Origin of the sequence: Falsiroseomonas sp. (assembly GCF_051860665.1) — a bacterium.
Lineage (GTDB): Bacteria > Pseudomonadota > Alphaproteobacteria > Acetobacterales > Acetobacteraceae > Falsiroseomonas.
Genome location: NZ_JBHYDM010000004.1, coordinates 63,518 through 83,492 on the forward strand (window position 1 = coordinate 63,518; position 19,975 = coordinate 83,492).

Genomic DNA, 19,975 nt, shown 5'->3' on the forward strand with positions numbered 1-19,975 from the left:
GGCGTGAGACTGCCGTTCGGGCTTCAGCGGGGTCGCGATCGTGGGCTGGCGCGTCGGTGTGGATTCGGGTGGCACCTTCACGGATGTCTGCCTCTTCGAGGAGGATACCGGCCGCATCGCGGTCTGGAAGGTCTCCTCCACCCCGGATGATCCTTCCCGCGGCATCGCCGGCGGCGTGGCGGAGGGCATGGCGGAAATCGGCCAGGCGCCCGCCGACATCGCCTATTTCGGCCATGGCACCACGGTGGCCACCAATGCGCTGATCCAGCATCGCGGCGTCCGCACCGGCCTGGTCACCACCGACGGCTTCCGCGACCTGCTGGAGATCGGTCGCCAGAAACGTCCGGACCTTTACGACCTGCAGGTGGACAAGCCGCCGGTGCTGGTGGCGCGGGAACTGCGGCTGCAAGTGCCGGAACGCATCCGCCACGACGGCAGCGTGGAGACGGCGCTGGACGAACAGGCGGTGCGGGAGGCCGCGCGGGCGCTGAAGGCGGCGGGCGTCCAGGCCATCGCCATCTGCTTCCTCTACAGCTTCGTCCATCCCGAACACGAGGCGACGGCGAAGCGCATCCTCGCGGAGGAACTGCCCGGCATCTTCCTGACCACGAGCCATGAGATCGCGCCGGAATTCCGAGAGTTCGAGCGGCTGTCGACCGCGGTGGTGAACAGCTATCTCGGCCCGGTGATGCGCGGCTACATCAAGCGCCTGGCGGAACGCCTGGCGGCGCTCGGCGTCACCGCCACGCCGCATCTCACGCAATCCAATGGCGGCGTCATCGGCTTCGAAGCGGCGGCCGAAATGCCGGTGCGGATGGTGCTCTCTGGTCCCTCCACCGGCGTGGTCGGCGCGCAGGCGATCGGGCGGCTTTCCGGCTTCCCGGACCTCATCACCTTCGACATGGGCGGCACCAGCACGGATGTGGCGCTGCTGCAGGGCGGTGCGGCGCGGCTGACCGGGGAGGCCATCGTGCATGGCTACCCGATCAAGGCGCCGATGCTGGATATCCACACGGTGGGCGCCGGTGGCGGCTCCATCGCCTATGTCGATTCCGGAGGCTTGCTGAAGGTCGGGCCGCGCAGTTGCGGCGCCGATCCGGGGCCGGTCTGCTACGACCGCGGCAACCCGGAAGCGGCGGTGACGGATGCGAATGTCGTGCTCGGCACGCTGCACCCGACGCATCTGCTGGGCGGCCGCATGCCGATCCGGCGCGACCTGTCGCTGGCGGCGGTGGAGCGGCTGGCCAAGCAGCTCGGCATGGGGGTGATGGAGACGGCGCAGGGCATTTTGTCCGTTGTCACCGCGAATATGGCGAAGGCGATCCGCGTGATCTCCGTGCAGCGGGGCCATGATCCGCGCGACTATACGCTGATCGCCTTCGGCGGCGCCGGGCCGCTGCATGCGGCGCGGCTGGCGAAGGAGCTCGACATCCGCCGCGTGCTGGTGCCGCGCAACCCCGGCATCCTGTGCGCCATGGGCCTGCTGCTGACCGATCTGCGCGCGGATTTTTCGGCCACGCGGCTGACGGCGCTGGATCAGGATGCGCTGGCGCCGATGGAGGCCGCCTTCGCCACGCTGACCGCGACGGCCCTGCGCTGGTTCGACCAGGAACACATCGCGCCCGACAAGCGCATGATCCGCCGCACGGTGGACATGCGCTATGCCGGCCAGAACTATGAACTGCCCGTGGCGCTGCCGGATGGCCCTTTCACGGATGCCACGCTGGCCCATCTGGCCGAGGGTTTCGCCGCCGCACATCGCCAGATGTACGGCTTTGTCGCGGAAGGGGAGGCGGTGCAGCTCGTCACCTTCCGGCTGGAAGCCACCGGTGTGGTCCGCAAGGCGGAGCTGCGGCCGCGTCCCTTGCAGGGACCTGATCCGCAGGCGGCGCTGGAGGGCGCGCGGGATGTCTGGCTCCCGGAAGCCCGGAATCTCGTCGCCGTGCCGGTTTATGCGCGGGATCGCCTCGCCCCCGGCAACCGCATTGCCGGCCCCGCCATCATCGAGCAGATGGACGCCACCACCGTCATCCTGCCGGGCCAGGAAGCCCTCGTGGATGAATACGAGAACCTGATCCTGGAGGCGGCGGCATGAGCAACACCCGCCCTGAGCTCCGCGTCCGGCGCAGTGTGCCGGACCCCATCACGGTCGAGGTCATCGGCTCCGCCTTGTCCTCCATCGTCGAGGAGATGGGAGAGGCGCTGGTGCGCGCTTCCTATTCCACCAACATCAAGGAAAGGCGGGACTGCTCCACCGCGCTCTTCGACATCGCGGGCCATACGCTCTGCCAGGCGGAGCACATCCCGATCCATCTCGGCAGTTTCATCGGCATCATCGCGCATATCCTGAAGCGCCATCCGATGGAGCAGATGCAGCCGGGCGATGTCTTCGTCGGCAATGACGCCTATGAGGGCGGCGGAACCCATCTGCCCGACATCGTGCTGGCGGAGCCGATTTTCGTGGATGGCCGCATCGTCTCCTGGGCCGTGAACCTGGCGCATCACTCGGATTTCGCCGATCGCGGCCATGCCCACATCTTCCAGGAAGGCCTGCGCATCCCGCCGATCCGGCTGTATCGCGCCGGCGAATTGCAGCAGGACGTGCAGGAGCTGATCCTGCTGAACTGCCAGGTGCCGCGCGAGCGCCTGTCCGACCTGCGCGCGCAGATGGCGGCGAACCGCCTCGGCGTCGCCCGCATGCAGGCACTCTGCGCCAAATACGGCACGGAGACGGTGCTGGCGGCCGGGGAGGCCCTGCAGGACTACGCCGAGCGCAAGATGCGCGCCGGCATCGCCGCGATCCCGGACGGCACCTGGCATTTCGCCGATGTGCACGACAGCCCGGAGATCGACGGCGAGCTGAAGCTGACCCTGACGCTCACCGTCGCGGGCGACACCATGTCGCTGGATTTCGACGGGCCGGACCAGGTGCGCGCCGGCATCAACATGACCTTCACCGCGCTGCTCGCGACCGTCTACTACGCGGTGAAGACGGTGGTGGACCCGACGCTGCTGCCCAATGCCGGCCTGGCGCGGCCGCTGCGCGTCACCGCCCGCGAAGGCAGCGTGCTGAACTGCGTGCTGCCCGCGGCGGTGAATGCGCGGCTGTCCACCTGCCAGCGCGTGGTGGATCTGATCCATGGCGCGCTCGCCCAGGCGGTGCCGGACCGCGTGACGGCGGCGCATAACGGCGCCTGCTTCGTCGCCTCCTTCGTCGGGCGCCAGCCCGTCACGGGCGAGCCCTGGGTCTATCTTGAGACGATCGGCGGCGGCTTCGGCGCTCGCGCGACGAAGGACGGGCTGGATGGGGTGCATGTGCATACCACCAATACCTCCAACCTGCCGGTGGAGGCGCTGGAGATCGAATACCCGCTGACCCTGATGCGCTACGAGCTGGTGGAAGGCTCCGGCGGCGCCGGGCGGCAGCGCGGCGGCGTGGGACTGCGCCGGGTCTATCGCGCGGAGGCCGAATGCCGCCTGCGGATGGATGGGTCCCGCTTCGCCTCCGCCCCCTGGGGGCTGCAGGGCGGGCAGCCGGGTGGGCGTGGCCGCTTCGTCTTCGGACCTGGCATCGAACCTTTCGTGCTCGGCAACGGGCTGTTGCGGGCGGGCCAATGGGTGGAGATCATCACGCCGGGCGGCGGCGGCTATGGCCCGCCCACGGAACGCGACCACGCCGCGCTGCAACGCGACCTGGACGAAGGCAGCATCACGCGGGAAGCCGCGCGGACGATCTACGGAGCCGACTGACACCGAGAATAGGGGAGATTTTCGCCATGCGCTTCACCCGCCGCGGCCTGATCGCCGCCACCGCTGCCCTGCCCCTCCTGCCGGGCGGCGCCGCCCGCGCCCAGGGTGGGACCTTGCGCTTCGGGCTCTCCTCCTTCCCGCCCAGCCTGCTGCCCTGGGCCAATACCGGCACGGCCGCTGCCACGGTGAAGCTGCTCATTCATCGTGGCCTGCTCTCCTACGCGCCGGATGGCGCGCTCCGCGGCGAGATCGCGGAGTCCTGGCGCAACGAAAGCCCCACCGTCTGGGTTTTCGCGCTGCGCGACAACGCCGTCTTCCACAATGGCGAGAAGATCACCGCCGCCGATGTGAAATGGAACATCGAGCAGATCGCGTCCGAACGCTCCACCGCCCATTACCGGGCGGAGATGCAGCAGATCGCGAGCATGGAGACGCCGGATGCGCGCACGCTGCGCATCACCACCCGTGCGCCCATCGCCACCCTGCCGAACTGGATGGCCTCCTACCATATGATGATCGTCAACCCGCGCAGCCCGACCGGCGCGGGCGTGCTGCCGATCGGCGCCGGGCCCTTCACCATCCGCGCGCAGGAACGCGGCAGCTCGATCGACCTCGTGGCCTTCGATCGCTACTACAAGCCGGGCCAGCCGAAGCTGGCCGGCATCCGCATGGTCGCCTATGCGGATGAGAATCTCCGCGTCTCCGCCATCCGCGCCGGCGATGTGGACCTCATCGAATACGTGCCCTGGCAGGCCATGGCTGCGATCGAGGCGGATGACCGGCTGCGGCTGGACGCCACCGACGGCCCCTTCATGTACCTGAACTTCAATGCCACGCGGCCGCATCTGGGCGATGCGCGGGTCAGGCGGGCCATCGCGCACGCCATCAAGCGCGATGAGATCGTCAAGGTCGCCTTCTTCGGCCGCGGCAGCCCGCTGGAGGGCCTGCCCATCGCCCCCGGCAGCGAATTCTTCGACGCGGCGCTGTCCAGGGGCCAGGCCTATGACCCGGACAGGGCCAAGGCACTGCTGCGGGAGGCCGGGCTGCCGAACGGCTTCAGCACCACCCTGCTCTCCACCGCGCAATACGGCATGCACAAGGATACGGCGGAGGTGGTGCAGCAGCACCTGGCCGCCATCGGCATCCAGGCGGAACTGCGCCTGCCGGATTGGGCGACGCGGGTGAACCTCGGCAATCGCGGCCAGTTCGACATCGCGGTGATGGGCACGGCCACCGACAACAACGATGCGGATGGGTTGAACAGCCTGATCGATGGCTCGCTCTCACCCTCCTATATCCGCAGTGCCGGCTTGCGGATCCCGCGGCTGGAGGAGCTGATGCAGGCCGGCCGCGCGGAATTCGACACCGCTAGGCGTCGCGAGATCTACCGGGAGGCGCAGCGCGTGGCGCTGGAGGAGGTGCCGCTGGTCGGCCTCGCCTGGCGCAGCCAGGGCTATGCCATGAAGCGGGGCATCACCGGCTTCAAGGCCATGCCCGGCGCGCTGAACTTCTTCTCCGGCATCACGCTGGAGGATGCGGCGCTCGGCTGATCCTGGGCAAGCGGCCGGGCGACCCCACTTCGGGTCGGCCGGCCCCCTGCAACCGAAGCGGGACGGAACCGGTTGCCCTGTGGCACGCTGTGCTGCTGGCAGAGCTTGGCACCGAAGCGGGACAGGACAGGACCATGGCAGGCATTTTGCGGCGGCGACTTCTGGCCGCACTTCCCCTGACGCTCCCCTGGGCCCTTGCGACCCCGCGACTGGCGCGCGCCCAGGCGGCGCGGCCCGTGGTGGTCTCCTCGAAGATCGATACCGAGGGCGCGCTGCTGGGCAACCTGATCCTTGTGGCACTGGAACGCGCCCGTATCCCGACCGAGGCGCGGCTGTCGCTCGGCCCCACGCGCATCGTCCGCACCGCGCTGGTGGCGGGCGAGATCGACCTCTATCCCGAATACACCGGCAATGGCGCCTTCTTCTTCCAGCAGCCGGAGGCGCCGGCCTGGCGCCAGGGTGACACGGCCCATGAGACGGTGGCGAGGCTGGACCTGGAGGCCAACAAGCTGGTCTGGCTGGCCCGCGCGCCGGCCAACAATACCTGGGCCATCGCCCTGCGCGGCGATGTGGCCCGCGCCGAGCGCCTCGCCACCATGGAGGATTTCGGCCGTGCCGCCGCGGCCGGCAAGCTGCGCCTCGCGGCCTCGGCCGAATTCGTCGAAAGCCCGGCGGCGCTCGGCAGTTTCGAGCGCACCTATGGCTTCGCCTTCCCGCGCGACCGCATCGTGGTGCTGCCGGGCGGCGATACGGCGGTGACGATGCGCGCCGCCGCCCAGGGCATCTCGGGCGTGAATGCCGCCATGGTCTACGGCACGGATGGCGCGATCTCCGCCCTCGGCCTGGTGGTGATGCAGGACAGCAAGGGCGCGCAGATCGTCTATGAGCCGGCGCCGGTGGTCCGCCAGCCGGTGCTGGAGGCGCATCCAGGCATCCGCGCGGCGCTGGCCCCGGTCTTCGCCTCGCTGACGCTGGAAAAGCTGCAGCAGTTGAACGCCCGCGTGGCGGTGGAAGGCCAGGCGGCGGCGGCGGTGGCGCGGGCGCATTTCGCCACGCTGGGATGAAGGCCGGGGAGGCGGGCCGCGCGCTCTTGTGGCTGGGCGTGCTGGCCGGCCTGGCGCTGCCCTGGCTGACCGTCGCGCCGAACCGGCTGCTGCCGGGTCTTGCCATGTCCGGATTTGCCGCGATCGGCTGGACGGCGCTGCTGGCCCTGGTGCTGGCCGTGCCGCAGCGCGTGCCGGCTTGGCTGGGGGCGGCCACCGCCCTGGGTGGCGTGGCCTTCCTGCTGGCCGCCACCGGCTGGGCCGCCGCCACCTCGCTCGAAGGCCTGGCCCCTGCGGCGCGTGCCGGGCTGGGCGGCGGCTTCTGGCTGGGGCTTGTTGCGGCCGCGGCGCTGGTGGCGGCGCGCGGCGCCGCGCTGCCGGGCCTCGGCCGTTCCATCCTGGCGATCGCGGCCCTGCTCGCCCTCGCACTGCTCTGGCGCGCCGGCACTTTCGCGGCGCTGTCCCTGGTGGTGGAGTACCGGGCGCGGGAGGCCGCGGTCCACGCCGCGCTGCTGCGCCACCTGGCGCTGGCCGGCGCGGCGCTGGCGCTGGCGCTGTTGCTGGCCGTGCCGCTGGCCTGGGCCGGATTTCGCCGGCCGGGCGCGGCCGGAGCGGTGGGCGCGAGCCTCGGCGCGGTGCAGGTGGTGCCGGCCATCGCGCTCTTCGCGGCGCTGATCCCGCTGCTGGCCGGGCTGCTGGCGCTGTTTCCGTCGCTGCGAAACCTCGGGCTGGGGGCGATCGGCCCGGCGCCCGCGGTGCTGGCGACGGCCGGCTACCTGGCGCTGCCGCTCTGGCGTTCCGTGCTCGGCGGGCTGACGGCCGCCGATCCCGCCGCCGTGGCCGCCGCCCGCGCCATGGGCCTGACCGAGGGCGGCATCACGCGCGAGGTGCGGCTGCCCCTCGCGCTGCCGGTTTTTGCGGGCGGGCTGCGCGTGGCCGTGGTGCAGGCAATCGGGCTGGTGACGCTGGGGGGGCTCGTGGGGGCAGGGGGTCTGGGCGCCCTGGTCTTCGAGGGTCTGTCGCAATTCGCCACCGACCTGATGCTGCTCGGCGCGCTGCCGATCATGGCGCTGGCCCTGGTGGCGGATGCGCTGGTCCGCGCCTTGGAACACCGGCTGGGGGGCACCGCATGATCCAGTTCCAGGATGTCTCCGTCCGCTTCGGCGAGACACAAGCCCTGTCCGGCGTGAACCTTCAGGTGGCGGAGGGCGTGCTCTGCGCCCTGGTCGGCCCCTCCGGCTCCGGCAAGTCGACGCTGATGAAGCTGGTGAACCGGCTGGTGGAGCCGAGTGCCGGTCGCGTTCTGGTGCGCGGCGCCGATGTGGCGGGGCAGGAGCCGGCGCGGCTTCGGCGGTCCATTGGCTACGTCATGCAATCCACCGGCCTGTTTCCGCACCGGACGGTGGCCGCCAATATCGGCACCGTGCCGCGCCTGCTGGGCTGGGAGTCGTCCCGAATTGCCGCCCGGGTGGGGGCGCTGCTGGAGCTGGTGCAGCTCGACCCCGGCCTGGCGGAGCGCCTGCCCGCCGCGCTGTCCGGCGGCCAGGCACAGCGCGTCGGCCTGGCACGTGCCCTGGCCGCGGACCCCGACATCTTGCTGATGGACGAACCTTTCGGCGCCGTGGACCCCATCACCCGCCGCGACCTGCGCATGGAACTCCGCCGCATCCATGCCGAGACGGGCAAGACGATCCTGCTGGTGACGCATGATCCGGAGGAGGCGCTGGAGCTGGCCAGCCAGGTGGTGGTGCTGCGCGATGGCGTGGTGGTGGCCGATGGCGCGCCGGCCGCGCTGGTGGCGGCGGAGGCGCCCGACTTCGCCCGCACTCTGCTGGGCGGCGGCCAGCCCGGCCTGCGCCGCCTGTCCCTGCTGCCGGCGGAGGTGGCGCGGGAGGAGGCGCCCGCCCCCGCCGATGCACCCCGCCTGCCCGCCGGTGCCAGCCTGGCCGATGCCCTGTCCCGCATGGCGGAGAGCGGCCGCAGCGTGCTGGCCCTCGGCGAGGGATCCCTGCGGCTGGAGGCCGTGCTGGCGCGCGGCCGATGATGGCGCTTTGGCTGGCCGCGCTGCTGGCGCTGGTGGCGCTGCTGCCGGGCTGGTTCGGCGGCTTTCCGCCCGGGCGCCTCTTGGGGCTGGCCGCCGGCCATGCCGGGCTGGCGCTGGCCGGGGTGTTGCCCGCCGCGCTGCTGGGCCTCGCGCTCGGCGTGCTGGTGACGCGCCCGGCCGGCCGCGCGCTGCGCCCCGCGGCGGATGCGCTGGCGGCCGCCGCCCAGGCGGTGCCGCCCGTGGTGGCGGTGGCGCTGGCGGTGCCGGCCATGGGCTTCGGCTGGGGCCCCACCATCCTGGCGCTGCTGCTCTACGGCCTCATGCCCGTCCTGCGCGCCACCGTGGCGGCGCTGGAGGCGGTGCCGCCGGAGGCGCGGCTGGCGGCCCTGGCGCTCGGCTACACGCCGGCCGGTGCCTTGCGGGAGGTGGAGCTGCCGCTGGCCTGGCCCCTGGTGCTGGGCGGGCTGCGCGTGGCGCTGGTGCTGGGCGTGGCCACCGCCGCGGTAGGGGCGCTGGCGGGGGCCTCCACGCTTGGCACGCCCATCGTGCTCGGCCTGCAGAACCAGAACCAGCTGCTGGTGCTGCAGGGCGCCGCGGCCACCGCGGCGCTGGCCTTCGCGGCGGAGGGTGTGCTGCTCGCGCTGTCCGGCTACGGCGCCGCGCGCGGACGCCGCAGCAGCGCCAGCCCGGCCAGCAGCGATGGCACCGCGCAGACCAGAAAGCCGGTGTCGTAGCGCCCGGTCAGCCACAGCACCCCGGCGAAGACCAGCGGCATCAGCAGCGCGCCCAATTGCCCGAAGGACAGCACGCCACCCGTGGCCGCCCCGCGCATCCCCTCCGGTGCCAGCCGCGCCGCCTCCGCCAGCAGCACCCCGTTCCAGGACAGCGCGGTGAGGCTGAGCCCGCCGCCAACCAGCCCGAGCAGCAGCAGCGGTGAGCCGGGCCCGGACAGGCCCGTGGCCAGCGAACTCAGCGCCATGCCGATGGCCAGCGCCCCCATCACCACCCGTGGCGCCACCAGAACGCTGCCGATCCACCCCCACACTACGCGCCCCGGCACCGCGGCCAGGGTGGCGGCAGAGAAGATGGCGCCGGCCACCGCCAGCGGATGCCCGAGCGCGGTGAGGTAGACCACGAAATAGGCCATGAAGACGGTTTGCAGCCCGTTGAAGACGAAGCAGGCGAGCGACAGCTTGAACAGCTCCCGGTCGCGCATCACCACCGCCAGGGTGGTGTGGAAATCGGAGAGGCGAAAGCTGCGGCCGGGGATGCGGTCCGCGTCGAATTCCGCGCGCAGCGGCTGCAGCAGTGCCGCCAGAACCAGGCAGGCGGCGGCGGAGGCCAGCATGGCGCCGCGCCAGCCCCACCAGCCGGTCAGCAGTGGCCCCAGCAGCCCGCCCAGCAGCAGCCCCGCCGGCACCGCCGTCTGCTTGATGGAGAAGACCAGCGGCGCATAGCGCGGCGGCGAATAGCGGCCGAGCAGGTGGGAACTGGCGGGCGTGGACACCGCCGCGCCGCCGGCGCCGATCACCGCCGAAAGCGCGAAGAAGCCCAGCGGCCCGATGCAGGCCGCCACAAGCCCTGCCGCCAGCATCAGCAGCGCGACCTGGCTGACCCGCAAGGCGCCATGCCGGATGATGAAGCTGCCGCAGCCGAGCTGGAAGCCGAGCGAGGCCAGCGCGCCGATGCCGACATAAACGCCGAGCCAGGCGGCATCCAGCCGCAGATCCTCCAGGATCGCCGGGGCGATGATGGAGGGCAGGTTGCGCCCCAGCGCCGCAAAGGTCTGCTGCAGGAACATCGCCCCCAGCGCCACCAGCAGCAGATTCATTCTCTGGCTACGCTGCATGCGACCCCGGCCCGTTTCCCGGGTCCATCATTTCCATCCCTGCGGGCGCTGTGAAGCCGCGCCGGGGGAGGGGCAGACCTGCGCGGAGTGGCCTCAGGGCGGCCCGACGAGGTCCAGCGAAAGGTCGATGCAGGACTCGTAGCCAGGATGGTGCGTCATGGCGCCCGCCGAAATCATCGCCGCCGCCAGCCCATCCAGCGCCGCGCGCGGCAGATGCGTGGAATTGTTCCAGAGGCCGAGCCCGCGATAGCGGGTGATGGCGCGCAGCAGATGCGGCGCCGGCATTTCCGCGAAACGTGGCGCCACCACGGCGGCGATCTCGGCAGGGTCCGCGCCGCGCAGCCAATCCAGCGCCGCGCCGAGGCCGCGCACCACGGCGGTGAAGGCCGCATGCTTCTGCGCGATGCGCGGTACCACGGCATAGAGCGCGGAATAGGCGGTGGGGCCCCGGCTGGCGGCAGCGTACCAGACCGTCGCGCCCACCTCCTCCAGCGCCGCCGCATGCGGCTCGAAGAGCATCACGGCATCGACGCGGCCTTCGCGCAGCGCCTGCGCCCCCTCGGGCATCGGCATGCGGACATGGCCGGGGCAGGCGGCCGGGTCCACGCCCGCCTGGCGCAGGTCGTGCATCAGGCACCACCAGGGCGTCGGCACCTCCGCGGGGATCGCGACCCGCAGCGTGGCGAGGTCCTGCATGCGGAAATCCGGCCGCTCGCCCATGCCGAGCAGCAGGAAGGGGTCGCGCATCACCGCCGCGCCAAAGCTGCGCAGCGGGCTGGCGGCGTCGCGGCTGCGTTCCAGCATCGGCCGCATCGGGCCGCTCCAGGCGAGGTCGGCGCTGCCATCCAGCAACCGCCCCGCCGCGGCATCCGGCGTGCCCGCGGTCTCCAGCTGCATGGCGATGCCCTGCTCGGCGAAGAAGCCGCGCTCCAGCGCCACGTAGTAGGGTGCGTAGAAGACGGCGCGGAACGGCTCGATGAGCACCAGCTTTTCCATCTGCCGTCAGCCCGCCGTCGCGCCGGTGCGCTCCAAAATTGGCACCCACTTGGCCGATTCCGCCGCCAGGAAGCGGCTCGCCGCGGCGCTGTCGCCCGGCAGCGTATCCACGCCGCGCGCCTCGAAGGAGGCCTGCACGGCGGGGTCCGCCAGCACCTTCAGCAGCGCGTCCGACAGCGTCGCCACGATCTGCGCCGGCGTGCCGGCCGGGGCATAGAGCGCCTGGAAGGAGGAAGCGCGATAGCCCGTCACGCCCGCCTCCGCAAAAGTCGGCAGATCCGGCAGCATGCGGGAGCGATGTGTCGTCGTCACCGCCAGCGCCCGCGCCTTGCCATCCGCCACGAAGGGCGCGAGCAGGGTCTGGCTGTCGATCATGAAGTCGATGCGGCCGGCGATGAAATCCGTCACCGCCGCCGGCGTGCCGCGATAGGTCACCACGGTGAAATCGACATTCGCCAAACTCTTCAGCAATTCGCCCGCAAGATGCGAGGCGGCGCCGACCCCGGTGGTGGCGAAGGTGGCCTGGCCGCGCTTCTCCCGCAGCCAGGACAGCAGCGTCGGCACGTCCCTGGCGGGCACGCCGGGATGCACGCAGGCCAGAAAGGTCTGGTCGCCGACCAGGCCGATGGGCATGAAATCCGCCACGCTGTCGAAGCCGGCGTCCTTGTAGAGCGCCGGGATCACCGAATGCGCCGCGCCGTTGAACAGCAGCGTGTATCCATCCGGCCGCGCGCGGGCCACGTTGCGCGCGCCGATGGTGGAGCCGGCGCCGGGCTGGTTCTCGATAACGAAGGGCTGGCCGAGCGCGCGGGCCAGTGGCTCGTTCACCAGCCGCGCCACGACATCGATGATGCCGCCGGCCGCGAAGGGCACGATGACGCGAACCGGGCGGTCCGGGTAGCGTCCCTGGGCGCGCAGCGCGGCGGGGGCGGCCAGGGGCAGCGCGGCGGCTGCGGCGAGGAGAGCGCGGCGACGTGTCGGCACGGGCTGGATCCTTCCGGACGATATGTCCTGATAAAGCCAGCCCGCTTCCGCCGTGTCAAAGACGGTGCGGCGTCAGTTCAGCCGCAGGTCGTGGATGTGGCGCGGATCGGCCTGGATCTCGCCGCGCTCCACCCGCTGCACCAGGGCGGTGAGCGCCGCATTGGCCGGTGTCGCGATGCCGAGCGGCTGCGCCTGGTCCACGACGTAGCCGTTCATCGCCTCGATCTCCGTGCGGCGGCCCTTCACCATGTCCTGGCCCATGGAGGGGCGGTGCGCGCCGCCGCCGGGTTTCCGGGCCTCGGCCAGGCGATGGTCGTCGTAATGCCGGATGGCCTCGGCATCGCCTTCGCCGGCCCGGGCGATCAGCTCCGGGTCCATGTGCAGCACCTCCTCCAGCGCATAGCCGAGCGCCTGGCCGGTGCGGATGGCCTCGCTGCCGAGCCGCGCAGTGAAGGCGCGCAGCCGGTCGTCCAGCAGCACGTCGCGGCTGATGAGGCCCGTGGCGGCGGAGATGCCGTTCTGCATTACATTCGCCACCAGCTTGGACCAGCGCTCCCCCCACAGATTCGGCGTCAGCAGGGTGCTGTCGGACAGCGCCGTCAGCCGCGCCACCTCCCGCGCCCGATCCGTGCTGCGGCCATGCACCTCCCCCACCCGATAGACGGTATGCGCCGCGCCGCCCTTGCCCGAGGCGCGCTTCACATGGCCCGGCGCGGCCAGTTCCACGGTGATGGAGCTCGCCACCGCGCCCAGCGTGCGGCCCCAGCCCACAATGCCGGCGATGGTCGCCTCGTTCATGCAGTTCTGCAGGCTGACGCAAAACCCATTCGGCGCGAGGTATTGCGCCACCATCTGCGTCGCCCAGGCCGTGTCGTAGGATTTCGTGCAGATGAAGGCGATGTCGAAGGGCCTTTGCCGGGATACCTGCTGCAGTTCCGTCAGGTGCAGGGCGCGGGCCTGGACCGTGAATTCGGGCACGTCCTTCAGATGGCTGACGCGCAGGCCGGCGCCGCGGATCGCCTCGACATTCTCCGGCCACATATCGACGAAGGTCACATCCTCGCCGGCCTGGACCATATAGGCGCCGGCATAGCCGCCAACCGCGCCGGCGCCGATGATGGCGATGCGTTGAGACACTTTGGACTCCTCCTGCCTTTGCACGGCAGGTTAGGCGGCGATCCAGTCCGGCGCTACCACCAGCCCCAGAAGTTCCGCCAGCGCGCGCCATTCCGGCCGAACCCGCTCCTCCGCCCAAAGGAAATTCACGGTGCCGAGGCAGGCGTCGCCATGCAGGATCGGCACATTGACGATGCTGCGCAGCCCGAGGCCGAGGATCAGCGCGTGGTCGTCGAAGAATTCCGTGATGGCGGCCGCGCCCTCGCCCACGAAGACGCGCCGTTCCAGCAGCACATGGCGTCCCCAGGCCGTGTCCCGCTTCGGCTTGGCGCCGCCGACCGGATAGCTTCCGGCATCCGAGCTGTAGAGGCGCCGCACCGTCATCGCCGCAGCATCGAAGCGCATGGCCGTGCAGAGGCGATGTCCCATCGCCTGACGCCCCACCACATCCGCCGCCCGCAGCAGGGCGAGCGGCGCGGCCTCTCGTGCCGCGCCCGTCAGCTGCGCCAGTTGCGCGGCGGTCAGCACCGCATCAGGCATCGGTCATGCCGATGCCGAGCTCGCGGATCACGCGGCTCCACTTCTCCGCATCCGCCCGCAGCGTGGCGCCGAAGGCGGCGGGGGTCTCGTTCACCACCTCGACGCCGATCGCCGCCATGCGGTCCTTCACCTCCGGCAGCAGCATCGCCTTGTTGATCTCGGTGTTCAGCGTCGCGACCAGGTCCTGCGGCATGCCCTTCGGGCCGAGCACGGCGTACCACACCGCCATCTCATAGCCCGGCACCGTCTCCGCCACCGTCGGCACCTCCGGCAGCAGGGTGGAGCGACGGCCTTCGGTCACGGCCAGCAGCTTCAGGCGCCCGTCGCGCACATGGCTCAGCGTCTGCGTGCCGGCGCTGAAGAAGAGCTGCGTCTGGCCCGCCACCGTGTCCTGCACCGCCGGCGCGCCGCCGCGATAGGGCACATGCACCATGTCGATCCCCGCCATGCGCGCGAACATCGCGGCACAGAGGTGGTTGGTGGAGCCGAGGCCGGCCGAGGCATAGGCCACCTTGCCCGGATTCGCCTTGCAATAGGCGATGAACTCACCGACCGAATTCGCGGGAACGGAAGGATGGATCACCATCGTGTTCAGCACGAAGGCGAGCAGTGCGATGGGCGAGAAATCGTCCACGCCGTTGAAGGGCATGTTGTTGAACAGCGCATCGTTCATCGCATGCGTGCTCATCGATCCGAAGAGCAGCGTATGCCCATCCGCCCGCGCCCGCGCCACGGCGTTGGAGCCGATATTGCCGGAGGCGCCGGAGCGGTTCTCCACCACGAAGGGCTGGCCCATGGCGCGGCGCAGCGGCTCCGCCAGCACGCGGGCCAGGATGTCCGTGGTGCCGCCTGCGGCCCAGGGCACGATGATGGTCACCGGCCGGTTGGGGTAGCGATCCTGCGCCTTGGCGGCCTGCGCTGCCAAAGCGAGGGTGGTGGCGAGGGCGGCGCGGCGCGTGATCTGCGGCAAGGGACTTCTCCTCGGGGCTTCGGGCTGCGCCGCTTTAGCCGGCCGGCGGCGCCGCGGAAAGCGCTTCCTCCCGGAAGGCGAAGCCGATGCCGGGCCGGTCGGGCAGCCGCATCACACCCGCCTCCGCCACCAGGTCCTCCGACAGGCGCAGGCGCAGGGCGAGCTGCGCGCCATGCATCTCCAGCAGCCCGCCCTGGGCATGGCCCGCCATCAGTGCCGCATTGGCGATGTCCCAGCCGCCCGCATGCGCCACCGGCGTGCCATGCGCCTCGGCGAGCGACAGGATGCGCTGCGCGGCGCTGATGCCGCCGCAGAAGGCGGCATTGGGCTGCAGCCAGTCCACGGCGCCGCGGGTCAGCGCCTCGCGGAACCAGGCCATGGACTGCACCATCTGCCCGGCGCCGATCGGGATGCGGATGGCCCGGCGCAGCGTGGCCAGCATCTCCAGGTCATTGCCCAGTACCGGCTCCTCGAACCAGGCGATGTCGCAGTCCTCCACCATCAGCGCGAGGCGCCGCGCGGTGGCGACATCCATGCCGCAATTCGCATCCAGCATCAGCAGCGCCTTGGGGCCGATGGCGGCGCGAACCGCGCGCACGCGGCTGGCATCCTCCGCCACGCCGCGGCCGCCGGCGGCCACCAGCATCTTCACGCCGACGAAGCCGGCCGCAATGCTGCGCTGGCAGACGGCGGCGAGTTCCTCCTCCGCATAGCCCGGCAGGCCCACGGTGGCGTAGCAGGGCACCGCCTGGCGCGCGCCGCCCAGCAGTCGCCACAGCGGCTCCCCCATCGCCCGTGCGCGCAGGTCCCATAACGCCATGTCGAGCGCCGAGAGGGCGGAGACGAAGGCGCCGGTGGCATTGCGGGGGTTGTAGCGTGCCGTCAGCTTCGGCCCGATGGATTCCGTGGCGCGCGCATCCTGCCCGCGCAACGGCTCCTCCATCCGTTCCAGCATGGCCACCACCTCCTCCGCCAGGAAGCGGCCGGTGACGCCGGTGCCCACCAGCCCGTCCTCCGTCATCACCTTGCAGCGGACGAAGGCGGGCGTGTCGAGCCCGGCATAGCCGCGCGCCGCCTCCACCGGCGCCAGGCGTTCGACACTGGCGGAGATGCTGCGGATGCGCGTCATGCGGTGTCCTCCTCGGATAGGGGATGGTGGCCGATGGCGTCCAGGAATCGCGCGCGGCCGAGCCTGGCATGCGCCTCCGCCAGGTCGCGCGCACGCAGTCCATCGCCGGCAAGGATCGCCTCCATCAGCGCACGATGCTCGCGATTGGCCTTCTCCATATGGCCGGGGCTTTCGAACGAGCGGCGGCGCAGCAGCATCAGCTTGCGGGTGAGCTGACCGTAGAGCGTCTCCGCCTCCCGGTTCCGGCCGCAGGCGAGGATGCAGGCGTGGAAATCGGAGTTGATCTGGAAGAAGCCGTCGCGGTCGCCGCGCATGATCGCGTTCTCCATCCCCTCCACCATCGCACGCAGCGCCGCGGCCTGCGCGGGCGTCACCGCCTCCGCCGCACGGCGGGCGGCGAGGCCGAAGAGCACCGCGTTGATCTCGTAGATCTCCATCGCCTCGTCGAGGCCGAGGCTGCGCACGAAGGCGCCGCGATTCATGATGACGGTGACGAGACCCGTCTTTTCCAGCGCCCGCGCCGCCTCCCGCACCGGGCCGCGGCTGACGCCGAGGCTGCGCGCCAGCGTCACCTCGTTCAACCGTTCGCCGGGACGCAGCGTGCCGTCCAGGATCAGCGCCTCGATCCGCCGCGCCACATCGATCCCGAGCGCCTGCGGCTGCCTCGCGCGACGTGGTGGCGGCGCGTGCAGCGCAGCATCACGCGACTGCGTCTTCGGCCTGCTTGGGATCGGGCGCGCGGGGGCATCAACCATGGCCATAAACTGTTTACAGTTGCGCCGGGGCCTGACAAGTTGGTCGCAGCGAAAAAGAACGGGCTTGGGAGGATGTCGATGGCGACCATCGCAGGGCAATGCGGTGCGCAATCCGCAAGGCTGCCCCGCCCATGACGGGCCTGCCGCTTTCCGGCCTCCGCGTTCTCGACCTGACGGTGGCACGGGCCGGCCCCACCTGCGTGCGGCACCTGGCGGATTGGGGCGCCGAGGTCATCCGCATCGCGCCGCCCGGTGCCGAAGGTGCGGACATTGCCGGCGACCAGGATGGCTTCGACTACCAGAACCTGCACCGCAACAAGCGCGCCATGCAGATCGACCTGAAGACGGATGCAGGCAAGGCGATCTTCTTCGAACTGGCGAAGACCGCCGATGTGGTCATCGAGAATATGCGCGCCGCCGTGAAATTCCGCCTCGGCGTCGACTATGCCAGCGTCAGCGCCATCAATCCGCGCATCGTCTATGGCTCCATCAGCGGCTTCGGCCAGGACGGGCCCTATGGCCATCGCGCCGGCGTCGACCAGATCGCGCAAGGCATGGGCGGGCTGATGAGCATCACCGGCATTCCCGGTGCCGGGCTGGTGCGCGTCGGCATCCCGATCGCGGATCTCACCGCCGGCAATCTGCTGGCGCTGGCGGTGATGATGGCGCTGTTCGACCGCACCCGCACGGGGCATGGCCGCTGGGTGCATACCAGCCTGCTGGAAGTCATGGTCTTCATGCTGGACTTCCAGGCCAGCCGCTGGCTTTTGGCCGGAGAGGTGGCGGGACAGGCGGGCAACGACCATCCGACCTCCATCCCCACCGGCGTCTATCCCACCGCGGATAGGCCCATCGCGCTGGCCGCATCCTCCCCGCGCATGTGGGAACGCTTCTGCGATGCGCTCGAGAAGCCGGAATGGAAGACGCGGCGGGGCTGGAATACGCGCGACGGACGGTCGGACGACCGCGCCGCGATCAATGCCGCGATCAGCGAGGTGACGCGGACGAAGCCCAGCCTGCACTGGATCGAGGTGCTGGACCCCGCTGGCATTCCCTGCGGCCCGATCAATACCATCGACCAGACCTTTGCCGATCCGCAGGTGCAGCACCTGCAGATGGCGAAGCCCATCTCCCATCCGCGACTGGGGGACCAAAAACTGGTGCGCAACCCGATCAACATGAGCGACCTCGCCTGGGACATCCGCACGCCCACGCCCGATGCCGGGCAGCACACGGATGCGATCCTGGCGGAGCTGGGTCATTCGGCGGATGAGATCGCCCGGCTGCGCGCTGCGCGCGTCATCTCCTAGGAGCAGCACCGATGGACGGCATGCAGATCAACCTTCCCACGCCCAAGATCCTGGCGAGGATCGAGGACGGGATCGGTTGGCTCACCTTCAACCAGCCGGAGAAGCGCAACGCCATCTCGCAGGAGATGTGGCAGGCGGTGGCGGAAGCGGCGCAGCGCTTCGCCGAGGATCCGGCTGTGCGCGTCGTCGTCATGCATGGCGCGGGCGGCAAGGCCTTCGCCTCCGGCGCCGATATCAGCCAGTTCGAGCAGCTGCGCGACAGCGCGGAGGCGGAGGCCAAGTATTCCGCCGTCTCCGCCGCCGCGCGGCAGCGGCTGGAGCAGCTGGGCAAGCCGCTGATCGCGATGATCAACGGCTTCTGCATCGGCGGCGGCTGCGCCACCGCCATGGTGGCCGATATCCGCATCACCGCCACTGATGGCCGCTTCGGCATCCCCGCCGCCAAGCTCGGCGTCGCCTATGCCTGGCACAGCCTGCGCCGACTGGTGGCGCTGGTCGGCCCGGCCATGGCGAAGGAGATCATGTTCACCGGCCGCTTCCTGGATGCGGAGGAGGCGCTGCGCGTCGGGCTGGTGAACCGCGTGGTGCCGGTGGAGCAGCTGGAGGCCACGGTGCGGGAGATGGCGGCGACCATCGCGCGCAATGCGCCGCTGTCCATCCGCGCCTCGAAGGAGGGAATCGACCAGATCGCGGGCGAGCCCGCCAAGATCGACCAGGCGCGCTTCGATGCGCTGTACCGCGCCTGCTTCGACAGTGCCGACTATGCCGAAGGCCGTGCCGCCTTCATGGCGAAGCGACCCCCGATATTCCGTGGAGGCTGACTGACACGGCACGGACCGCGTGCCGCACCCAGGGAGGAAACAAGAATGAGCTGCTTCAACAGGCGCCAGATCCTATCCCTCACCACCGGCATCGCGCTGGGCGGCGGCGCTGTCTTCCGCGCCGCGGCGCAGGACCTGCCCGCGCATGAGCGCCAGCTCTACGAGGCGGCGCGGCGCGAAGGAGAGATCACCTGGTATTCCGGCCAGTACAATGCCGAAAGCTCCGAGGCGGTGGGCCGCGCCTTCAACGAACGCTATCCCGGCGTGCGCTGCAACGTGGTGCGCAGCACCTCCCAGGTGGCCTTCCAGCGGCTGTCGCAGGACACGCGCGCGGGCGTCGCGCAATGCGATGTCTTCAGCTCCACCAATTCCGGCCACTTCACGCAGATGAAGCGGGAAGGCCGGCTGCTGCAGTTCAAGCCGGAGAATGCCGCGGGCCTGCTGCCGGCGATCCAGAGCGCGGACCCCGACAACTTCTTCCACACCAGCTTCCTCGGCCTGTTCCTGATGACGCACAATACGCGGCTGGTGAGAGAGGCCGACGCGCCGCGCAGTTGGCGCGATGCGCTGGATCCCAAGTGGAAGGACAAGCTGGCGGTCGGCCATCCCGGCTTCAGCGGCGCGATCGGCGTCTGGGCCGTGCAGATGCGCAAGATGTACGGCTGGGACTATTTTCTCCGGCTGGAGCGCAACAACCCGCAAATCGGCCGGTCCAGCCAGGATCCGGTGACCACGCTGAATGCCGGGGAGCGTTCCGTGGGACTCTGCGTGCCCACCGGCACGACGCAGCTCGCCATCTCCCGCGGCAATCCGCTGAAGGTGATCTACCCGACCGAGGGCGTGCTGGCGGCCATCTCGCCTTCCGGCATTCCGCGCAACGCGCCGCATCCCAATGCCGCGAAGCTGTTCATGGAATTCCAGGCCAGCCGCGCGATGTCCGAGACGGTGCGGCTCACCTTCAACGAGCCGTTGCGCGGCGACGTGCCGCCGCCCGAAGGCGGCCGCCCGCTGGCCGATATCACGCTGCTCGCGCCGAGCCTGGAGGAACAGGAGAAGGGCGTGCCCGAAGTGCGGGACGCCTGGCGCGACACTTTTGGCGTGTGACGGCCGCGCACCAC

Annotated in this window: 18 protein-coding genes; 10 read left to right on the plus strand and 8 right to left on the minus strand. The window is 70.7% G+C overall.

From position 1 onward, the window contains the following. Positions 1 to 40 precede the first annotated feature (40 nt). The 7 genes from ACTIF1_RS05410 (at position 41) to ACTIF1_RS05440 (ending at position 9,121) form a co-directional block, all read left to right on the plus strand. Positions 41 to 2,095, plus strand: a complete 2,055-nt coding sequence (locus tag ACTIF1_RS05410; protein ID WP_439595364.1) for a hydantoinase/oxoprolinase family protein — start codon at positions 41 to 43, stop codon at positions 2,093 to 2,095. Continuing rightward, positions 2,092 to 3,750: a hydantoinase B/oxoprolinase family protein gene (locus ACTIF1_RS05415; protein ID WP_439595365.1), complete on the plus strand. Its 1,659-nt coding sequence runs from the start codon at positions 2,092 to 2,094 to the stop codon at positions 3,748 to 3,750. Before ACTIF1_RS05410 ends, ACTIF1_RS05415 begins: the two co-directional genes overlap by 4 nt. A gap of 26 nt (positions 3,751 to 3,776) precedes the next feature. After that, on the plus strand, positions 3,777 to 5,300 hold the full coding sequence (locus ACTIF1_RS05420) for an ABC transporter substrate-binding protein (RefSeq protein WP_439595366.1): 1,524 nt from the start codon (positions 3,777 to 3,779) through the stop codon (positions 5,298 to 5,300). A 134-nt stretch (positions 5,301 to 5,434) separates the two neighbouring features. Further along, the gene (gene osmF / locus ACTIF1_RS05425; RefSeq protein ID WP_439595367.1) at positions 5,435 to 6,364 is read left to right on the plus strand and encodes a glycine betaine ABC transporter substrate-binding protein OsmF; all 930 of its coding nucleotides are present in this window, start codon (positions 5,435 to 5,437) and stop codon (positions 6,362 to 6,364) included. Continuing rightward, on the plus strand, positions 6,361 to 7,476 hold the full coding sequence (locus ACTIF1_RS05430; protein ID WP_439595368.1) for an ABC transporter permease subunit: 1,116 nt from the start codon (positions 6,361 to 6,363) through the stop codon (positions 7,474 to 7,476). Before osmF ends, ACTIF1_RS05430 begins: the two co-directional genes overlap by 4 nt. Continuing rightward, positions 7,473 to 8,387 carry an ATP-binding cassette domain-containing protein gene (locus ACTIF1_RS05435; RefSeq protein WP_439595369.1) on the plus strand — a complete coding sequence of 305 codons (915 nt, stop codon included), beginning with the start codon at positions 7,473 to 7,475 and terminating at the stop codon, positions 8,385 to 8,387. The genes ACTIF1_RS05430 and ACTIF1_RS05435 overlap by 4 nt, the downstream gene beginning before the upstream one ends. After that, on the plus strand, positions 8,384 to 9,121 hold the full coding sequence (locus ACTIF1_RS05440) for an ABC transporter permease (protein ID WP_439595370.1): 738 nt from the start codon (positions 8,384 to 8,386) through the stop codon (positions 9,119 to 9,121). The genes ACTIF1_RS05435 and ACTIF1_RS05440 overlap by 4 nt, the downstream gene beginning before the upstream one ends. Here ACTIF1_RS05440 and ACTIF1_RS05445 read toward each other — a convergent pair. The 8 genes from ACTIF1_RS05445 to ACTIF1_RS05480 all read right to left on the minus strand — a co-directional run bounded on the left by ACTIF1_RS05445 (position 9,037) and on the right by ACTIF1_RS05480 (position 16,726). Beyond that, positions 9,037 to 10,218 carry an MFS transporter gene (locus tag ACTIF1_RS05445; protein ID WP_439595371.1) on the minus strand — a complete coding sequence of 394 codons (1,182 nt, stop codon included), beginning with the start codon at positions 10,216 to 10,218 and terminating at the stop codon, positions 9,037 to 9,039. The genes ACTIF1_RS05440 and ACTIF1_RS05445 overlap by 85 nt on opposite strands. A gap of 111 nt (positions 10,219 to 10,329) precedes the next feature. Continuing rightward, on the minus strand, positions 10,330 to 11,220 hold the full coding sequence (locus tag ACTIF1_RS05450; protein WP_439595372.1) for an ABC transporter substrate-binding protein: 891 nt from the start codon (positions 11,218 to 11,220) through the stop codon (positions 10,330 to 10,332). 18 nt (positions 11,221 to 11,238) lie between these two features. Next, positions 11,239 to 12,216, minus strand: a complete 978-nt coding sequence (locus ACTIF1_RS05455) for a Bug family tripartite tricarboxylate transporter substrate binding protein (RefSeq protein WP_439595373.1) — start codon at positions 12,214 to 12,216, stop codon at positions 11,239 to 11,241. 72 nt (positions 12,217 to 12,288) lie between these two features. Next, positions 12,289 to 13,353, minus strand: coding sequence for a ketopantoate reductase family protein (locus ACTIF1_RS05460; protein WP_439595374.1), 1,065 nt, complete (start codon positions 13,351 to 13,353; stop codon positions 12,289 to 12,291). 30 nt (positions 13,354 to 13,383) lie between these two features. Then, positions 13,384 to 13,872 (minus strand): GAF domain-containing protein, encoded by a 489-nt coding sequence (locus ACTIF1_RS05465; RefSeq protein ID WP_439595375.1) that lies wholly within the window; start codon positions 13,870 to 13,872, stop codon positions 13,384 to 13,386. Then, positions 13,865 to 14,842 (minus strand): Bug family tripartite tricarboxylate transporter substrate binding protein, encoded by a 978-nt coding sequence (locus ACTIF1_RS05470; RefSeq protein WP_439595376.1) that lies wholly within the window; start codon positions 14,840 to 14,842, stop codon positions 13,865 to 13,867. The genes ACTIF1_RS05465 and ACTIF1_RS05470 overlap by 8 nt, the downstream gene beginning before the upstream one ends. Before the next feature lie 34 nt (positions 14,843 to 14,876). Next, a complete protein-coding gene (locus tag ACTIF1_RS05475) occupies positions 14,877 to 15,971 on the minus strand; it encodes a mandelate racemase/muconate lactonizing enzyme family protein (protein WP_439595377.1) in 1,095 nt (364 codons plus the stop codon). Continuing rightward, positions 15,968 to 16,726, minus strand: coding sequence for a GntR family transcriptional regulator (locus ACTIF1_RS05480; RefSeq protein WP_439595378.1), 759 nt, complete (start codon positions 16,724 to 16,726; stop codon positions 15,968 to 15,970). Before ACTIF1_RS05480 ends, ACTIF1_RS05475 begins: the two co-directional genes overlap by 4 nt. 131 nt (positions 16,727 to 16,857) lie before the next feature. On the opposite strand from ACTIF1_RS05480, the gene ACTIF1_RS05485 reads away from it, so the two are divergent. The 3 genes from ACTIF1_RS05485 to ACTIF1_RS05495 are packed head-to-tail and all read left to right on the plus strand — an operon-like array spanning position 16,858 to position 19,961. Beyond that, positions 16,858 to 18,036, plus strand: a complete 1,179-nt coding sequence (locus ACTIF1_RS05485; protein ID WP_439595379.1) for a CaiB/BaiF CoA transferase family protein — start codon at positions 16,858 to 16,860, stop codon at positions 18,034 to 18,036. 11 nt (positions 18,037 to 18,047) lie between these two features. After that, a complete protein-coding gene (locus ACTIF1_RS05490; protein ID WP_439595380.1) occupies positions 18,048 to 18,857 on the plus strand; it encodes an enoyl-CoA hydratase in 810 nt (269 codons plus the stop codon). 45 nt (positions 18,858 to 18,902) lie between these two features. After that, the gene (locus tag ACTIF1_RS05495; RefSeq protein WP_439595381.1) at positions 18,903 to 19,961 is read left to right on the plus strand and encodes an ABC transporter substrate-binding protein; all 1,059 of its coding nucleotides are present in this window, start codon (positions 18,903 to 18,905) and stop codon (positions 19,959 to 19,961) included. Positions 19,962 to 19,975: the final 14 nt, after the last annotated feature.